We start from the raw sequence: 15985 nt of genomic DNA, 5'->3' as shown, positions 1-15985 counted from the left end.
TCATCGCAAACTACCTGATAGGAATCCTGCATGAAACTTTCCCGTGCCACCGTCACCCTGATTGACCTTCCGCTTATTGAGCCGTTCGTGGTTTCGTACGCTTCCTATCCTTCGATGCCAAGCATCATCCTCACTTTGGAAACTGACGACGGTTTGATCGGATATGGAGAGAGTGTGCCGGACGGCCACATCACGGGTGAGACGCCCACGGGCACAGTTGAAGCGCTGAGAACGGAACTACTACCGGCTGTTCTCGGCCTGGATCCCAGGGACATTACCGCCATTCACCAACGTCTTGATGCGGCACTCAAGGGGTGCGGCGCTGCCAAAGCTGCCGTCGACATCGCTTGCTGGGATCTGGCAGGCAAAGCCGCAGGGCGTCCCGTCTACGCACTGCTGGGCGGACGCCGGCCCGAGCAGCCGACCATAGCCAGGGTGATGAGCATCTTGGCCCCCGACGTGCTTGCGGAGCAAGCCGTGAAGGCGCGACAGGAAGGTTACCGGCACCTCAAGATGAAGCTTGGTGGAGGAGATGGGAAGGACATCGAACGCGTGCGGGCCGTGCGGACCGCCGTCGGAAGTGATCTGGGGATTCGGGTTGATGCCAATCAGGGTTGGCGGGATCCCGCAACGGCGCGCACCATGATTCGGGCCTTGGAGCCCTTCGACATCGACTGGGTGGAACAGCCTGTCCTAGCCGACGACCTCGACGGTTTCCGCTTGATTCGGCCAGGCACAGGAATGCGGCTCATGGCCGACGAGTCAGTGGTTGATTCGCGCGATATTGCGCACTTCGTCCGCGACCGGTCAGTAGACATGATCAACCTGAAGCTTATGAAGAGCGGGGGCATCACTCCGTGCCATCGTATGGCAACGCAAGCCGAACTCGGTGGCCTGAGGGTGCAGATCGGATCCATGCTGGAGACCAGCATTGCCTCTTCCGCAGGTTTTCACCTTGCCCTGAGCCATCCCAACATCGTATCCACGGAACTGTCAGGCCCCCTGCGTTTCGCGAAAGAACCAGGTGACTTGAAATACGTCATTCCGGACGTTCAGATTACCGAGAAACCCGGGCTGGGCGTCGAAGTGGACGTGGACATCCTGGCGGATCTCGCGGTGAGCGAATGCGAAATTTCGGCATGACGGTTGAGGCGGCTTTTGGCCAGTGATTTGCTATGGCTCCGGCATATGGCTCCATTGGTGTAGCCAGCTCCACAATTGGCTGGTGTAGTCTCCACCACCAATAAGACGGCAGCCTCCACCATCGTGCGGGATCAGTGGGATCCGTAGCGTTGATGACATGAAAAATGTTGCGACATCAACAGCTATGCCATCAGTCAAAACAGCTTGCGCCCCTCCCGAAGGACGTGGGAGGCCAGTGCGTAGGCTTCGTGTGTCGGCCGCCGCTGCAATACTGCTCGCCGTCCCACTTGTGGCAGGTTGTGCACCAACAGCAGCCCCGGCCCAAGGGGCGGGTCTCGAACGGTTCCAGGATCAGTCGCTCCAATGGGCTGCCTGCGAGGACGCTCAGCTCGCGGGCACCGGGGCAGAGTGTGCGATGGTGACCGTTCCGCTTGACTATTCCGTCCCGGAAGGCAGGACGATATCGGTAGCAATTTCCAGGATCGCTTCGACGGATCCCTCCCAGCGGCGTGGGATTTTGTTAACCAATCCTGGCGGCCCCGGGGGCAGGGGATTGGGAATGCCTGCCGACGTTCGTTCCGGAATGACGGAAGGTGTTGCCAAGGCATATGACGTTATTGGCATGGATACACGGGGGTTGGGGGAGAGTACACCCATTGATTGCGGTGTTCCCCAAATGACCTGGATGCGGTCTGCTGGAGCCGACCGTGAAGGATTCGACGAGAGCGTCGTCAGGGCGAAAGAAGCTGCAGACGCGTGCTGGGAAAAGTACCCGGACATCTTGCCACACATCAACACACAGAACGTTGCACGCGATCTTGACGTGATACGGGCCGTCTTGGGCGAACCCCGGACATCGTTCCTGGGCCAGTCCTATGGTACTTTCCTCGGCGCAACATACAGCCAGATGTTTCCTGACAGGATAGACCGCTTGGTTTTGGACAGTGCCCCGGATCCGAAAAAGTACGGGATCACCATGTTTCAGGACATGGGCCCGGCAAATGAGAAAGCGATCGACGATTTCTCTGAATGGGCGGCGTCCAGGAGCAGCGAATACGGCTTGGGAACCACCGGGGTTGAGGTCCGGAAGGGCATCGAAAAGCTCATCAGTGATGCAGCCCTCAGCCCCATCCCGGTAGGGAACTACAGACTCGACGATCACATCCTGCCTTTCCTCATGTACGCCTCTGCAGTGAGCGACAGCGAGGAGGACAACGAGGTATTTGCCCAAGTCCTTGTCCAGTTACGCGAGTTGGCCGATGGCAGGAACGTGGAACTTCATCCCAAATTGGCCGGACTGGCCCGGGCCTGGTTCCATACTGAGCTCGGAACGGGATCCGACTTTTCAGCCACCCTTGCAGTTGTTTGTGGGGACGTCACCCTGCCCTCCGACCCCGAGTGGTACTGGAACCAGATTCAAGAACACCGGCTGGACCAGCCGATCTTTGCGCCGGTTCACAACACAATCACACCGTGCTCTTTCTGGCGGGCTGCACCAACCGCGCCTGTCGCCATAGACAACGCCACGCCCTCATTGCAGATACAGGCAGTGGGGGACACTCGTACCACCTACGAGGAAGGTTTGGGAATGCACGCAGCGATGAAAGGTTCTCGGTTGGTAACCATCCCGGGGCGAATCCACGCCGTTTTCCCCAGCTATGGCAACGAGTGCGCCAATAGGGTAGTCAATGAATATCTCCTGGAAGGAACCCTGCCGGACAAGGACATGACCTGCAAATAGTTCTTTGAACCAAAAGTGCTGAGTGTACTCGGAATAGCTTCTGAGTCCACCCAAAGAAGAGTGGCACCGCATCCGGGTAGAAACCTGGACGCAGTGCCACTGTTCTCAGCCTGCTATGACGCTAAGTCATAGCCGCGCACCCAAGTAGGTCGCAGTACACGCCGTTTTGAGCCTTCAGAACGACTTGATCTGCTACTTACTTGGGTTGTGTTTGGCTGGCCGGTGACCGGCGATCGCGGCGCGGACATCCCCCTCTTCGTGTCCGTCCTTTTTCTTGCCAAACGGCAGCACCTTAAGCAGCGGGTGCAGGATGAGCATGATGACCAGGCCCCAGACGGCACCGAGGATGGCTGAGCAGATCGTGTTCACGAGCCAGGCAAGGAAGCCACCCACCACGGGGATCCCGACGAAGGGTGTCTCCAGTACATGGACAAGGTCATAGGGGCCGTGCCAGCCGAGGTCATAGGCGCCTTGCAGCATGATGTGACCACCAACCCACAGCATGGCGATCGTCCCTATGAGGGTGATGGCGGCCAGTACGGCCGGCATCCCCTTGACGAGCAGCCGGCCGAAGCGCTGGGAGCCTTCGGAGGCCTTAGTGGTCAGGTGCAGGCCGATATCGTCCATCTTGACGATGAGGCCGACGGCGCCGTACACGATGACCGTGATCGCGATCGCTACGACGACCAGGATGAACGCCCGGACCCATAGCGACTCAGCAGCCACCTCATTCATGGCGATGACCATGATCTCGCAGGACAGGATGAAATCGGTGGTGATGGCGCCCTTGGTAACTTTCGCCTCCGCTTCGGGGCCGCGTTGGACAGCCGGTGCTTTCTCAGCTTCAGCATGGCCGCCGCGGAACTTATGCCACACCTTTTCGGCACCCTCGTAGCAGAGGTAGCTGCCGCCAAGCATGAGGATGAACGGAATTACTCCCGGGATGAAAGCGCTAACCAACAGCAATGCCGGGAGGATGATCACCAGCTTGTTTCGCAGCGAGCCCCAGAAGATCCGTTTGATCATCGGCAGTTCGCGTGACGGGTCCGCCCCGGAAACGTATTGGGGGGTGACTGCGGCGTCGTCGATCACGACGCCGGCAGCTTTGGCCCCGGCTTTGGCCGCACCTGCCGCGATGTCGTCCACGGAGGCAGCCGCTATGCGGGCCAGCGCTGCGACATCGTCCAACAGTGCGACGAGACCGCCGCTCACAGGAGAACTCCGTCCTGCTTAACGGCGGGCAGCGGCGTGTGAATACCTGGGTAGAGTCGCATAAATGGCATGTTCGGAGTATACGATGACGGAGGTCTTGAGCTGCAGTGACGGCGCAGGAGGCCTAGTGTTCCGTGTCCGCCGCTGCATGCTTTTTGGCGCTCTTTTCCGCGTCCTTCTCAGCACGCAGCGCCTCTGCCTCATGCTGCTCCTCAGCCTTTTCCTGGTGGATGACCTGGGCGAAGAGCTTCTCCATCTCCTTGGCTACCCCGGCAGCTGAAGCAGGATTCTGACCGGTGACCAGTCGCTCGTCCACTGCCACCTTTTCCTCGAAGACACCTGCAGAGACATGGCGTGCTCCCTGTTCCTCCAAGCGGTCTGCCAGGAAGAACGGGATGACCTTGTCTTTCCCGGCGGCAACTTCCTCGTCGTTGGTGAAGGCGGCTACGTCCCGGCCTTGGACAAGACGGAATCCGTTCCCCAGTTCCACATTCAGCAGTCCAGCCGGACCATGGCAGACCGCGCCCACCAAGCCGCCGGCGTCGTAGACGCTGGCGACCAGGCGCTGCAATCCTTCGCTGTCCGGGAAGTCCCACATAGTGCCGTGTCCTCCCACGAGGTAGACGGCATCATATTGCCCGGGATCAATGACATCCACGCGGGCAGTGTTGTAGAGGCCTGCGCGCGTGGTCTCATCCTTGGTAAAAGCAACCTGGATGGGATCCTCCGTGTCTACCTCGTCGCTGGGAGGCTGCCCGCCCTTGATGGAGGCAAAATCGACGAAGTGGCCTGAATCTTTGAAGACCTTCCAGGGATGTGCGGCCTCGGCCACGTTGTAGCCGGTCTTCTCACCCGTATCGCCGAGCTCGGAAACGCTGGTCAGTACCATGAGGATTTTCTTCATGAAGTGCTCCTATCGTCCAACGTCCACACTACGCCCCGCCCCTATGCTTGCCTTATGTCTACTGATGAAGAGAAGGACCCTCCCGTACCGGCTGACGTTGAGGGGAAGATCCCCAAAAAAGTTCACGACGTCCCGAGCGAAGAACAACCGGAAGCATCTACCGACGAATCAAGCGGAAATTAGACGGCAGACCAGCATGGTTCCGTGCCCTTTCAATATCAAAACCGCCTGTTGACATTCGAGAAGTAACGCGGGTAACCTAAATCACATGCCAAGCAGGTAACGCGCGTTACCAACAGCATCCCTGCGGCCTGGCCAGACAATGATTGCTTGGCACCACACTGGACCAAACAAGAGCACCCGGAGTAATTCAATGGCGAAATCCACCCCTGATGAGGCCGTACCTGTACGGCAGCGGGGAGTCACCATGAAGGACGTCGCCAAACATGCCGGCGTTTCCCGGACTGCGGTTTCATTTGTGCTGAGCAACCGTGAAAACGCCAGCATTTCCGAAGAAACCCGCACCCGGATCAACCACGCTGTGCAGGAACTGGGTTACAGGCCCAACGCCGGTGCCCGTGCGCTGGCATCCCGGCGCAGCGATTGGTACGGGATCGTGACGGAGATCGTCACGGCACCGTTCGCCGTCAACATCATCAAAGGAGCCCAGGACCAAGCCTGGCTTGACCGCCGGTTCCTGCTCATCGCGCCCTCCGACCAGGCCGATGCCGTAGGTCCCAACAAGGGCCTGGAAGATGCCGCAACTGAAAAGCTGCTGGAACAACGAGTGGAAGGACTTCTCTACGCAGCTACTTTTCACCGGGGCGTTCACGTCCCGGCGAGTGCCAATGAAGTACCCACCGTCTTGATCAACTGCTTCGATGCGGACGGTAAGCTTCCCTCGATCGTCCCTGACGAGCGCGGGGGAGGCAGGATCGCCGTCGAGCGGCTGCTCCAAGCCGGCCACACCCGGATTGGAGTCATCAACCTTGACCCGGTTATTCCTGCTGCAGTGGGGCGGTTGGAAGGTGCACGCGAAGCACTTGCCGTCGTCGGGCTGGAGTTGGACCCGGAACTGGTGGTGTCCGGATATGCCACGGCCGACGGCGGTTACGAAGCCGCGTGCCGAATCCTGGACCGCTATCCACAACAGGACAGGCCAACGGCATTGTTCTGCCTCAATGACCGCATGGCGATGGGCGCTTATGACGCCATCAAGGAACGGGGGCTGACCATCCCCGGGGACATCGCCGTGATCGGCTTCGACAACCAGGAACTCATCGCGGCCTATTTACGGCCAAAGTTGACTACGGTTGCGTTGCCATTCGAAAAAATGGGCGCCTTGGGCGTCCAAACGCTCGCCGCACTAACAGCAGGACAGCCGATCATTGCCGACCAGCAATTGGTCGACTGTCCGCTGCTAGAACGCTCTTCGGTCTGACCGCGAAATCAACGTCGAAGAGCAAACCCCTTACCAACCCCTTCACCTTGCTGATGAAGATAGGAAAGAGATAACCATCATGACACAACCCCGATATTTCAGGGCTGCCCGGATGACGGCGGCAAGCCTTGCAGTGGGCGCAATGCTGCTCACCGGCTGCACGGCCAATGTCACCAAGACAAGCACTTCCGACGCCGGAGCGAACGCGAGTGCGTTCCTCACCATCCCGCGTGAGGACATGGGCACGTTCGTGCAGAACTTCAACCCGTTCGCTCCCACGGTCAACCCGATGGTTCAGCAGTCCATTTACGAATCCCTCCTGATCTTCAACCCGGCCAAGGGAGACACGGTGCCGTGGCTTGCCACCGAGTGGAATGCTGCGGAGGACGGCAAGTCACTTACCTTCACCCTCCGTGACGGTGTGAAGTGGTCCGACGGGCAACCCTTCGTCGCCGACGATGTTGCCTATACGTTCGAACTTCAGAAAAAGATCAAGGGCGGCTTCGAGTATCTGGACACCGTTACGGCTGAGGGCAACAAAGTCACGTTCAACTTCAACAAGCCCTGGTCACCGGCCCTCTACGACGTCGGCCAGCTCGTCATCCTGCCCAAGCACGTCTGGTCCGCTTTGCCGGACCCGGAAAAGGATGCAAACGCCAAGCCGGTGGGCACCGGACCCTACACCGAGGTGGACAGCTTCCAGGCCCAGTCCTTCGTGCTGACGAAGAACCCCAACTACTGGCAGCCGGAGAAGCAGAAGATTGCCGGCATCAAGATGCTCGCTTTTGCAGGAAACGACGGCGCCAACCTCGCCGCCGCGAATGGCGACGTGGACTGGGCTCCGCAGTATATCCCGAACATCGAAAAGACCTTCGTTTCCAAGGACAAGGAACACCGTCAATACTGGTTCCCAGCCACCGGTGCCATGATCAACTGGCAACTCAACACCACCAAAGCTCCGTTCAACGACGTTGATGTCCGCAAGGCACTGAGCATGGCCGTTGACCGCGATCAAGTCACCAAGATCGGCATGAGCGGCTACGCCAAGCCGGCGGACTGCACCGGGCTCTCCGGCAACTATGAGAAGTGGAAGAACGCAGCGGTCAAGGACAACTGCACATGGACCAACCACGATGTGCAAAAGGCCAACGAGCTTCTGGACAAGGCCGGATACCCCAAGGGAGCCGACGGAAAGCGCACCCTCAAGGACGGCAAGCCGTTCGAATTCGAGATCTCCGTGGGTGCGACTTCCTCCGACTGGCTGTCAGTAGCGAATGTGATCGCGCAGAACCTGGCCGAAGTGGGCGTAACTGCCAAGGTGGAATCCCCGGATTGGGCTGCAGTGGTTGCCGGCTATGAGACCGGCGACTTTGACTCCGGCATTGTCTGGAGCGCCAACGACCCCAGCCCGTACAAGTACTTCAACACGTCAATGGGCACAGCAACAGTGAAGCCCGTGGGCACCAAGACATTCGACAACTACCACCGCTTCGGCGACACGAAAGCGGATGCGCTCCTGGCCGACTTCGCCGCGGAAAGTGATGAATCCACGCAAAAGGAACTCGCCAACAAGCTGCAGGAAGAGTACAACGACGTCGCACCGCTGGTACCGCTGTTCTCAGGACCGGAATGGGGAGCCTTCAATGACACCCGGTTCACCGGCTGGCCCACCGAGGGCAACCCGTACGCCACCCTGTCGGTCCGTTCACCTACGACGGTGCTGGTTCTGACCACGCTGGAACCCCGCAAGTAGTCCCCACCGCCGCCCTAACCTCGCTGCGCTTCGGCCAGGGAACCCGGGCGGCGTGGGCCCACCCACCGCCACCGCTTTTGGCCCTAACAGGCCCACACCGCACGTCCGGGCGGCCAGCTCCGCCCGGGCGTGCCCCAAAACTTTCCGCAATTCCCGAATGGAGGGAAACCGTGCGCTTCATCCTGCGCCGCCTGGGTTTCTACCTGATCGCCTTCTGGGCATCCATCACCCTGAATTTCCTGCTCCCGCGTTTCATGCCCGGCGACCCTGTCTCCCGGATGTTCGCCCGCTCCCAGGACCGAATGCAGCCCGAGCAAATCGAGGCCCTGCGCAAGCTGCTCGGTGTTGACGATCGGCCCATTTGGGAACAATACATCGACTACATTCACAACATCTTCACCGGGCAAATGGGGGTATCCATTTCCCGTTTCCCCACCCCAGTCACCGAGGTCATCTCGTCCCAAATCGGCTGGACACTCCTGCTGGGCGGTACCGCACTGGTGGTTGCCGCCGTCGTGGGTAACCTGCTGGGTATCCTCGCCGCGTGGCGCCGTGGTGGGGCGATCGACTCCGCGCTTCCGCCGGTGCTGGTTTTCATCGGCTCGTTCCCGTACTTCTGGCTTGCCATGGGTGCGCTGTACCTGTTCGGCGTGGTGCTGGGGTGGTTCCCCATCCGGCATGCGTTCACTGACGGTTTGGAGCCGGCGTTCACTTGGGAGTTCATCGGCGACGTCGGTGCCCACCTTGTGCTGCCCGCGCTAACGATCGTGCTGGTCTCCATCGGAGGTTGGATGCTGGGCATGCGAAACACCATGATTGCCACGAATTCCGAGGACTACATCACTATGGCCGAAGCCAAGGGACTCCGACCCGGCCGCATCATGTTCCGCTACGCAGCACGCAATGCCATGCTCCCGTCGGTAACGAGTTTCGGCATGGGATTGGGGTTCGTGGTGGGTGGTGCGCTGCTCACGGAGGTGGTGTTCGCTTACCCCGGCGTCGGTTACCAACTCCTCAATGCCGTCCAAGGCCTCGACTATCCGCTCATGCAGGGCCTGTTCCTGACCATCACCGCCGCTGTGCTGCTTGCCAACTTCCTGGTGGACATCCTTTACGTCCGCCTCGACCCGCGCGTGCGCAGCAACTAGAGGACTGATCATGACAACCGCACTTCTGAAGCAGCCGGCTCCAACACCGGCCGTCCGCAAACCCAACCGCAGTTTCGTTCACGGGCTCCTCAACAACAAGAAGGCCCTGACGGGCATGGCCGTGATGTTCATCTTCATTGCCTTGGCCCTGCTGGCGCCGGTGCTGTTTCCCGGCGACCCGTCGAGGATTACCGCGATGGCCTCCTTGGAACCATCTGCCGAGCACTGGCTGGGCACCACCGCCAAGGGACAGGATGTGCTCGCGCTGACAGTCCACGGCTCACGGAGTTCCCTTTTCGTGGGGCTGACAGTCGGGGTGGCGTCCACGTTCATCGGCATCCTCGTGGGCCTCGCCTCGGCGTACTTCGGCAAGTTCATTGACGAAGCACTGTCCCTGGTCACCAACGTTTTCCTGCTCCTGCCCGGCCTGCCGCTGCTGGTCATCCTGGCCGCCTTCCTTCCGCCCGGCCTGGGCACGGTAATCCTGGTACTCGTCGTCACCGGCTGGGCCGGCTCTGCCCGCGTCCTTCGCTCACAGGCGTTGTCCATCCGGTCCAAGGACTTCGTGGCTGCGGCCGTGGTGTCCGGGGAACGGGCCGGCCGGATCATGTTCCGCGAAATCCTGCCCAACATGGCCTCGATTGTCATGGGCACCCTGCTTGCCTGCGTGATTTACGGAATCGGCGCCCAAGCGGGCCTGGAGTTCCTGGGCCTGGGCGATGTCAGCACGGTCTCCTGGGGCAACAACCTCTTCTGGGCCGGCAACGAAGGCGCCCTGCTCACCGGCAGTTGGTGGGTCTTCGTCCCCTCAGGCGTGTGTATAGCGCTGGTCGCCTTCGCCCTCGCCCTTATCAACTACGCCGTGGACGAAGTCACCAACCCGCGATTGCGAAAAATCAAGACTCCAAAAGACACCCAAAGGAGCGCCGCCAAATGACCGTATCCCAAGTTTCCTTCGGTTCCCACGAACCAGTCCTCGACGTCAAGGACCTCACCGTCAAGTACATCGGCGACACCCGCTCCACCACCGCCGTCGACCGCGTTTCCTTCAGCATTGGCACCGGTGAGGTGTTCGGCCTTGCGGGGGAGTCGGGCTGTGGGAAGTCCACTATTGCCAACTCGATCATGAGGCTCCTGAAGGACCCCGCGAAGATTGCAGGCGGCAGCATCTCCTTCGGCGGCAAGGACGTCCTTGCCATGAGTCCGGAAGAGCTGCGCCGCTTCCGCTGGCAGGACGTGGCCATGGTCTTCCAATCGGCCATGAACTCGCTCAATCCGGTCATGACCATAGGCGAACAGATCGTGGACATCTTCACCACGCACGCCGGCTACTCGCGCAAGGAGTCGTTGCGGCGTGCCGGTGAACTGCTGGAACTCGTGAGGATCGATCCCAGACGGCTCAAGTCCTATCCGCACCAACTCTCGGGCGGCATGCGCCAGCGGGCCGTGATCGCCATGGCAGTGGCGCTCAAGCCGTCACTGTTGATCCTGGACGAGCCCACCACCGCACTGGATGTGGTGGTGCAGCAAGAGATCATGGCGCAAATCAAGGAACTCCAGCGTGAGCTCGGCTTCTCCGTCCTCTTCATCACCCACGACATGTCCCTCATGGTGGAACTCTCGCACCGCATGGCCGTGATGTACGGCGGCCGGATTGTGGAGACCGCGAAGGCCCAGGACGTTTACGCGAATCCGCGCCACCCATACACCCAGGCGCTCATGGGTGCATTTCCGCCGCTCACCGGCCCCCGGGTTCCGTTGACGGGACTGCCCGACGGCGTGAAGTTCCGGAACATCCCCGACCTCACCGAGGAAGCACCCGGCCATTTTGTGGCTCCCTTTGGTGCCGGGACCCTCGCGGTTGATTCAGCAAACCTGGAAGGAGCTGCACGATGAGCCATTCACTCATGACCCCACAGGCCGTTTCCGGCACCGGCACCCCCGCCCTTGAAATCCGCGGCCTGGGCAAATCATTCCCCGTTGGCGGCCTGTTCTCCCGCGATTCTGTCCGTGCCCTGCACGGCGTCGACCTGAGCATTGGTCGCGGTGAGATCGTGGCCCTCGTGGGGGAGTCCGGTTCCGGCAAGAGCACCTTGGCCCGCTGCGTCGCGCGACTCGAGAAGCCGAGCTCCGGTGCGATCCTGATTGACGGCGTCGACATCCTCAAACGTGACCGATTCCAAGCCTCGCGTGCATTTCGATCACAACTGCAGATGGTGTTCCAAGACCCCTTCGGTTCATTGAATCCTGCTCACAGGATGGACCACTTCCTGAGACGGTCGTTGGCAATCCACGGCAAGGCCGGCGGGTCCGAGCAGGAGACCCAGCGTCGGCTCGCGGAACTCATGACCACTGTTGGCCTGCAGGCTGACATGCTGAACTCTTATCCGCATGAGCTTTCCGGCGGCCAGCGCCAACGCGTTGCCATAGCCAGGGCGCTCGCCGTTGAACCGCAGGTCATCCTGGCCGACGAGCCCACCTCCATGCTTGATGTTTCTGTCCGGATCGGCGTGCTGAACCTGATGCGCAAGCTTCGCGACGAGCAGGGTATCTCCATGCTCTACATCACCCACGACCTCGCTTCCGCCCGTTACTTGGCGGACCGGACTGCCGTGATGTTTGCCGGTGAACTCGTTGAGGAAGGCGAGTCCCTGGACTTGCTGTCCAACCCCGCACACCCTTATACGCAACTGCTGGTTTCGGCCGTACCGGACCCCGCACGGGCCGGCTCGTATGATCCCGTCCGCAGGGCCGAACTGCGGCAGGCGGTCATGGCCTCAACGCACTGCGCGTTCGACGGCGATCCGAACCAGGCATGTTCGGCCGAAGAACCCGTGCGCCATCAAGTTGGTGACCCCGCCAACCGTCACTGGGTGCGCTGCCATCTTTACCGGCCGTGGGCCGCAGCCGGCGGCCACGCTTTGGCGAGTGAACCAATCCACCCCAGTGGCCCGGCGTCGAACGCTCAGGAAGAGGCATCCGCATGACTGAACTAACCCACCCGCTCGCCACCGTTCCCCGGGACGAGTTGCTGACCCGTGCTGAGGCCGACCCTCTCCGCCCGCGATTCCATTTTGTGTCGCCGGCCGGCTGGCTCAACGACCCCAACGGCGTAAGCCAGTGGAATGGCACGTACCACCTCTTCTACCAGTACAACCCGGAGGGTGCTTTCCACCATCGCATCCAGTGGGGCCACGCCACCAGCACCGACCTGGTCACCTGGACGGACCTGCCCGTTGCCTTGGAACCGTCCGAGGGACCGGACGCCGATGGCTGCTGGTCGGGGGTATTGGTGAACGACGGCGGCAAGCCCACCTTGGTGTACTCGGGACGGCTCGAGGGCAAAGAGCTGCCCTGCGTCGCTGTGGGATCTGCGGACCTGCAGAACTGGACCAAGGACACAGGGAATCCTGTAATTGCGGCTCCGCCCGTTGGAGTGGAGATCACTGCTTACCGTGATCATTGCGTATGGCGCGAAGGCACCAAGTGGCGCCAACTGGTGGGCTCGGGCATTCGCCACCGCGGCGGCACGGCCTTCTTGTACGAGTCTTCAGACCTACGGTCTTGGGACTACATTGGACCCTTGTTCATCGGCGATGCTTCGCAGGGCGATCCTGCGGACACTGACTGGACCGGGACCATGTGGGAATGCGTTGACCTGTTCCGTGCCGGACAGGGCTCGTTGGGTTCTGCCCGTACTGACAACTCGCCTGATGTGCTGGTCTTTTCCGCGTGGGACGACGGCGTGACCCGCCATCCGCTGTACTGGACCGGCCGCTACGCCGGGGATGCCTTCGAGCCGGAGGCCCTGCACCGGCTGGACTACGGAGGCCGCTTCTTCTACGCACCGCAGTCTTTCGAAGATGAGTCCGGCCGCCGGATCATGTTCGGCTGGATGCAAGAAGGCCGAAGTGATGCGGCGATGGTGGAAGCCGGCTGGTCGGGTGTTATGAGCCTGCCACGGGTCACCACCTTGGGCAGCGATGGAACCTTGGAGTTCACGCCGGTCCCCGAAATTGAGAAGCTACGCAGAAAACACGTCAGCGTCCCCGGCCAGGTGTTGGTAGGGGCCGGAAGGTCCCTTGAGACCGGTGTGTCCGGTAACCAGCTGGACCTTGAGTTGGACGTGCAACTGGCACCTGGAGCGGAGGTTCGGCTCGGAGTGCTCGCCTCCCCGGATGGTGCCGAGGAGACCGTGATAGTGCTGAGGCGGGCCGCAGATGGAACCTCCGCCGGCACTCTCCGCTTGGACCGTACCCGCAGCAGCCTCAACCCTGCCGTCGATGTGGAGGACAAGTCCGGACCCGTCCCGATGTCGGACGGCCGGGTTAGCCTGCGCGTGGTGGTGGACCGGTCCGCCGTCGAAATTTTCGCCAACGGCAAGCCCCTCACGGCCCGTGTCTACCCGACTCTAGGCGGCGAGCGCGTGACATTGGCCGCTACCGAAGGTTCGGCGCGGCTCCTTACTTTCGACGCCTGGACCATGGCCGGGATCTTTGAAGGTACCCGGAGTCTTTTGCCGGAAGGAAAGTGAAACCCCCGAAAGGATCATCCCGGATGCGCCCGGCCTATCACTTCAGCGTGCCAGATAACTGGAAGAACGATCCCCAGCGCCCCATCTACCTGGATGGGGAGTACCACTACTACTATCTGTACAACGCCGACTACATCAGTGGTGGTGGCGGCACGTCCTGGCGGCGGTCCACCACAACTGATCACGTTGCTTTCCGGGACCGCGGTGTCGCGATCCCGAAGTTCAGCAACGGCAACGGTGACTGCTGGTCCGGATGCCTGGTGGTTGATGAGGGAAATACCGCAGGATATGGGGCGGGCGCGGTGATAGCACTTGTTACCCAAGCGCCGGAGGGCCGCCAAGCCCAGTACCTTTGGTATTCAACGGACCGGGGTCGCTCATTTCAGCCTGGCGGCTCGGCTCCGGTGCTGCCCAACCCGGGAGTGCACGATTTCCGCGACCCCAAAGTGATATGGGACGAGGACCGTGGGCGGTGGTTCATGGCTAACGCCGAAGGGCAAAAGCTCGGTTTTTACACCTCACCGGACCTGAGGTCCTGGACGCGTGTTGGCGAGTTCATGCGCACTGACTTGGGTCTGCTCGAGTGTCCGGACATCTTTCGAATGACCGCCGACGACGGCACATCCCATTGGGTGCTGGGCACCAGCGCGAACGGCAAGGGCCGGGGGCTGCCGGCGACGTATGCCTACTGGACGGGAACTTTCGACGGCAGTTCCTTCGTGCCGGACAATTACGAGCCGGAATGGCTCGATTATGGCTTCGATTTCTACGGCGCAGTGACCTACCCGCATCATGATGCGTCTGGCGCCGAGGATCCAACCCTGCGCAGGGCGATCGGTTGGGCGAACTTCTGGGACTATCCCCACAACACGCCCACGCTTGCCACCGACGGCTACAACGGCGATGACATGATTGACCGCGATGTCCGGCTTAAGCGTGGATCGGATGGTTACTACCTCGCCTCCGCCCCTACGTCTGCTCTGGCTGACCACGTGAAGCGCACGCATTGGCTGGGTGATGTGGCGGTTGCCGGTACTCATGACCTGACGATCCGTGCGCTCGCCTACGATCTCACCTGCGAGTTGGTGTGGGATCCGGCTGCGCCGCCCGCGAATCTCGGCTTCGAGGTTTGCCGTGCGTCAGGTGGCGCCAGGCTTGTGGCCGCGGGTGCCTTCCTGCGTGGCCCGTTCACCTACGTCAATCGCCGTCCAACCATCAACCCCACTGCAGGCGAAACCCAAACCCCGGTGGACCCTTCCACTGGGCGACTCATGCTACGCATCCTGGTGGATCGCACGAGCGTGGAGATGTTCGTCGGGGACGGACGTATGGTGCATTCGCACCGGGTCTTCCCGCTGGAAGGCGACGACGGCATCCGCCTCTACGCCCACGAAGGAGCGGCCACGTTCCGGGACCTGACCGTCCGTGAGGTCGAGGTCACGCCTAGCTGACCCGGCGGCCAGCGATCAGTGTGACTACGTGGTCCGCGGCTGCAATTGCTTCTTCATCGTGGCTGACGCAGGCCACTGCTGCACCGCGTGCTGCTTCTGCCGCGAGCATGGCCCGAGTGCGCTGACGGCTTTCCAGATCCAAGCCGGCCGCGGGCTCATCGAGCAGGAAGATCCGTGCACGGCGCGCTATGCCTTGGGCTAGTAGCGCACGTTGTCGTTGGCCTCCGGACAGGGCATTGAACGGCGACGACGAGAGTTCTGTGAGCTGAACGCGAGCCAGGGCCTCGGCCACCCGTGCCTTTCGCTCCCGTGCCCCTGTTTTGGGGGCTCGGCTGGACGAAACGCCCCACGTTCCCATGTTGACCACGTCATGAACGGTAAGGGGGAGTGCATCGGGCGTGGTCACCCGTTGGACTACCAAAGCCACGTCGTCTTCGCGGTCTACTGTGCCCGTGGCAGGTTTGCGTACCCCTGCGAGGATCTCGATAAGGGTCGATTTGCCAGCACCATTGGGACCGGCGATGGCGGTGACTTTGCCCCATTCGAGATCGAGGTCAACACCAACCAGGGCGGGGGCGTCGCCAAAGCTGAAGTGAAGATTGCGGGCGCGAAGGGCGGAGTCAGAGGAGATCACAATCGATTCTAATCCTTTTTGATA

The 15985-nt window shown here is 61.2% G+C and carries 14 protein-coding genes; 11 read left to right on the top strand and 3 right to left on the bottom strand.

Annotated features, from left to right (window positions below):
- Positions 1-30 precede the first annotated feature (30 nt).
- The gene (locus ACIQTW_RS11850) at positions 31-1143 is read left to right on the top strand and encodes a mandelate racemase/muconate lactonizing enzyme family protein (protein WP_402937011.1); all 1113 of its coding nucleotides are present in this window, start codon (positions 31-33) and stop codon (positions 1141-1143) included.
- A 157-nt stretch (positions 1144-1300) separates the two neighbouring features.
- Positions 1301-2884 (top strand): alpha/beta fold hydrolase, encoded by a 1584-nt coding sequence (locus ACIQTW_RS11845; RefSeq protein WP_402937009.1) that lies wholly within the window; start codon positions 1301-1303, stop codon positions 2882-2884.
- Positions 2885-3076: 192 nt separating this feature from the next.
- Here the strand turns inward: ACIQTW_RS11845 and ACIQTW_RS11840 are convergent, their stop codons facing one another.
- Both ACIQTW_RS11840 and ACIQTW_RS11835 read right to left on the bottom strand, forming a co-directional pair.
- Entirely contained in the window at positions 3077-4096 is a 1020-nt protein-coding gene (locus tag ACIQTW_RS11840) for a DUF808 domain-containing protein (RefSeq protein ID WP_402937007.1), read from the bottom strand.
- A 124-nt stretch (positions 4097-4220) separates the two neighbouring features.
- Positions 4221-5000: a type 1 glutamine amidotransferase domain-containing protein gene (locus tag ACIQTW_RS11835; RefSeq protein ID WP_402937005.1), complete on the bottom strand. Its 780-nt coding sequence runs from the start codon at positions 4998-5000 to the stop codon at positions 4221-4223.
- A 54-nt stretch (positions 5001-5054) separates the two neighbouring features.
- On the opposite strand from ACIQTW_RS11835, the gene ACIQTW_RS11830 reads away from it, so the two are divergent.
- From ACIQTW_RS11830 to ACIQTW_RS11790, 9 genes are all read left to right on the top strand, one after another.
- Positions 5055-5183: a hypothetical protein gene (locus ACIQTW_RS11830; RefSeq protein ID WP_402937003.1), complete on the top strand. Its 129-nt coding sequence runs from the start codon at positions 5055-5057 to the stop codon at positions 5181-5183.
- A gap of 190 nt (positions 5184-5373) precedes the next feature.
- Positions 5374-6441 (top strand): LacI family DNA-binding transcriptional regulator, encoded by a 1068-nt coding sequence (locus tag ACIQTW_RS11825; RefSeq protein WP_402937001.1) that lies wholly within the window; start codon positions 5374-5376, stop codon positions 6439-6441.
- Between the two features lie 79 nt (positions 6442-6520).
- On the top strand, positions 6521-8194 hold the full coding sequence (locus ACIQTW_RS11820; RefSeq protein ID WP_402936999.1) for an ABC transporter substrate-binding protein: 1674 nt from the start codon (positions 6521-6523) through the stop codon (positions 8192-8194).
- 170 nt (positions 8195-8364) lie between these two features.
- Entirely contained in the window at positions 8365-9342 is a 978-nt protein-coding gene (locus tag ACIQTW_RS11815) for an ABC transporter permease (protein WP_402936997.1), read from the top strand.
- 10 nt (positions 9343-9352) lie between these two features.
- On the top strand, positions 9353-10279 hold the full coding sequence (locus tag ACIQTW_RS11810) for an ABC transporter permease (protein ID WP_402936996.1): 927 nt from the start codon (positions 9353-9355) through the stop codon (positions 10277-10279).
- Positions 10276-11238, top strand: coding sequence for an ABC transporter ATP-binding protein (locus ACIQTW_RS11805; RefSeq protein ID WP_402936995.1), 963 nt, complete (start codon positions 10276-10278; stop codon positions 11236-11238). Before ACIQTW_RS11810 ends, ACIQTW_RS11805 begins: the two co-directional genes overlap by 4 nt.
- On the top strand, positions 11235-12329 hold the full coding sequence (locus ACIQTW_RS11800; protein ID WP_402936994.1) for an ATP-binding cassette domain-containing protein: 1095 nt from the start codon (positions 11235-11237) through the stop codon (positions 12327-12329). Before ACIQTW_RS11805 ends, ACIQTW_RS11800 begins: the two co-directional genes overlap by 4 nt.
- Complete coding sequence (locus ACIQTW_RS11795; protein WP_402936993.1) at positions 12326-13876, top strand: glycoside hydrolase family 32 protein; 1551 nt, start codon at positions 12326-12328, stop codon at positions 13874-13876. The genes ACIQTW_RS11800 and ACIQTW_RS11795 overlap by 4 nt, the downstream gene beginning before the upstream one ends.
- Positions 13877-13923: 47 nt before the next feature.
- Complete coding sequence (locus ACIQTW_RS11790) at positions 13924-15327, top strand: glycoside hydrolase family 32 protein (RefSeq protein ID WP_402936992.1); 1404 nt, start codon at positions 13924-13926, stop codon at positions 15325-15327.
- Here the strand turns inward: ACIQTW_RS11790 and aztA are convergent.
- Positions 15320-15961, bottom strand: coding sequence for a zinc ABC transporter ATP-binding protein AztA (aztA, locus tag ACIQTW_RS11785; protein WP_402936991.1), 642 nt, complete (start codon positions 15959-15961; stop codon positions 15320-15322). The genes ACIQTW_RS11790 and aztA overlap by 8 nt on opposite strands.
- Positions 15962-15985: the final 24 nt, after the last annotated feature.

Source organism: Paenarthrobacter sp. NPDC090517, from assembly GCF_044769165.1.
In the GTDB taxonomy this organism is placed as follows: Bacteria; Actinomycetota; Actinomycetes; order Actinomycetales; family Micrococcaceae; genus Arthrobacter.
The sequence above is the reverse complement of the archived record's forward strand: the minus strand, read 5'-3'. Positions and strand labels throughout refer to the sequence as shown.

What these genes read in the sequence shown, in the direction of transcription:
- ACIQTW_RS11830 (WP_402937003.1), top strand. Translation starts at nt 5,055, where the DNA reads ATGTCTACTGATGAAGAGAAGGACCCTCCCGTACCGGCTGACGTTGAG.
- ACIQTW_RS11825 (WP_402937001.1), top strand. Translation starts at nt 5,374, where the DNA reads ATGGCGAAATCCACCCCTGATGAGGCCGTACCTGTACGGCAGCGGGGA.
- ACIQTW_RS11800 (WP_402936994.1), top strand. Translation starts at nt 11,235, where the DNA reads ATGAGCCATTCACTCATGACCCCACAGGCCGTTTCCGGCACCGGCACC.
- ACIQTW_RS11810 (WP_402936996.1), top strand. Translation starts at nt 9,353, where the DNA reads ATGACAACCGCACTTCTGAAGCAGCCGGCTCCAACACCGGCCGTCCGC.
- ACIQTW_RS11845 (WP_402937009.1), top strand. Translation starts at nt 1,301, where the DNA reads ATGAAAAATGTTGCGACATCAACAGCTATGCCATCAGTCAAAACAGCT.
- ACIQTW_RS11835 (WP_402937005.1), bottom strand. Translation starts at nt 5,000, where the DNA reads ATGAAGAAAATCCTCATGGTACTGACCAGCGTTTCCGAGCTCGGCGAT.
- ACIQTW_RS11795 (WP_402936993.1), top strand. Translation starts at nt 12,326, where the DNA reads ATGACTGAACTAACCCACCCGCTCGCCACCGTTCCCCGGGACGAGTTG.
- ACIQTW_RS11850 (WP_402937011.1), top strand. Translation starts at nt 31, where the DNA reads ATGAAACTTTCCCGTGCCACCGTCACCCTGATTGACCTTCCGCTTATT.
- ACIQTW_RS11820 (WP_402936999.1), top strand. Translation starts at nt 6,521, where the DNA reads ATGACACAACCCCGATATTTCAGGGCTGCCCGGATGACGGCGGCAAGC.
- ACIQTW_RS11805 (WP_402936995.1), top strand. Translation starts at nt 10,276, where the DNA reads ATGACCGTATCCCAAGTTTCCTTCGGTTCCCACGAACCAGTCCTCGAC.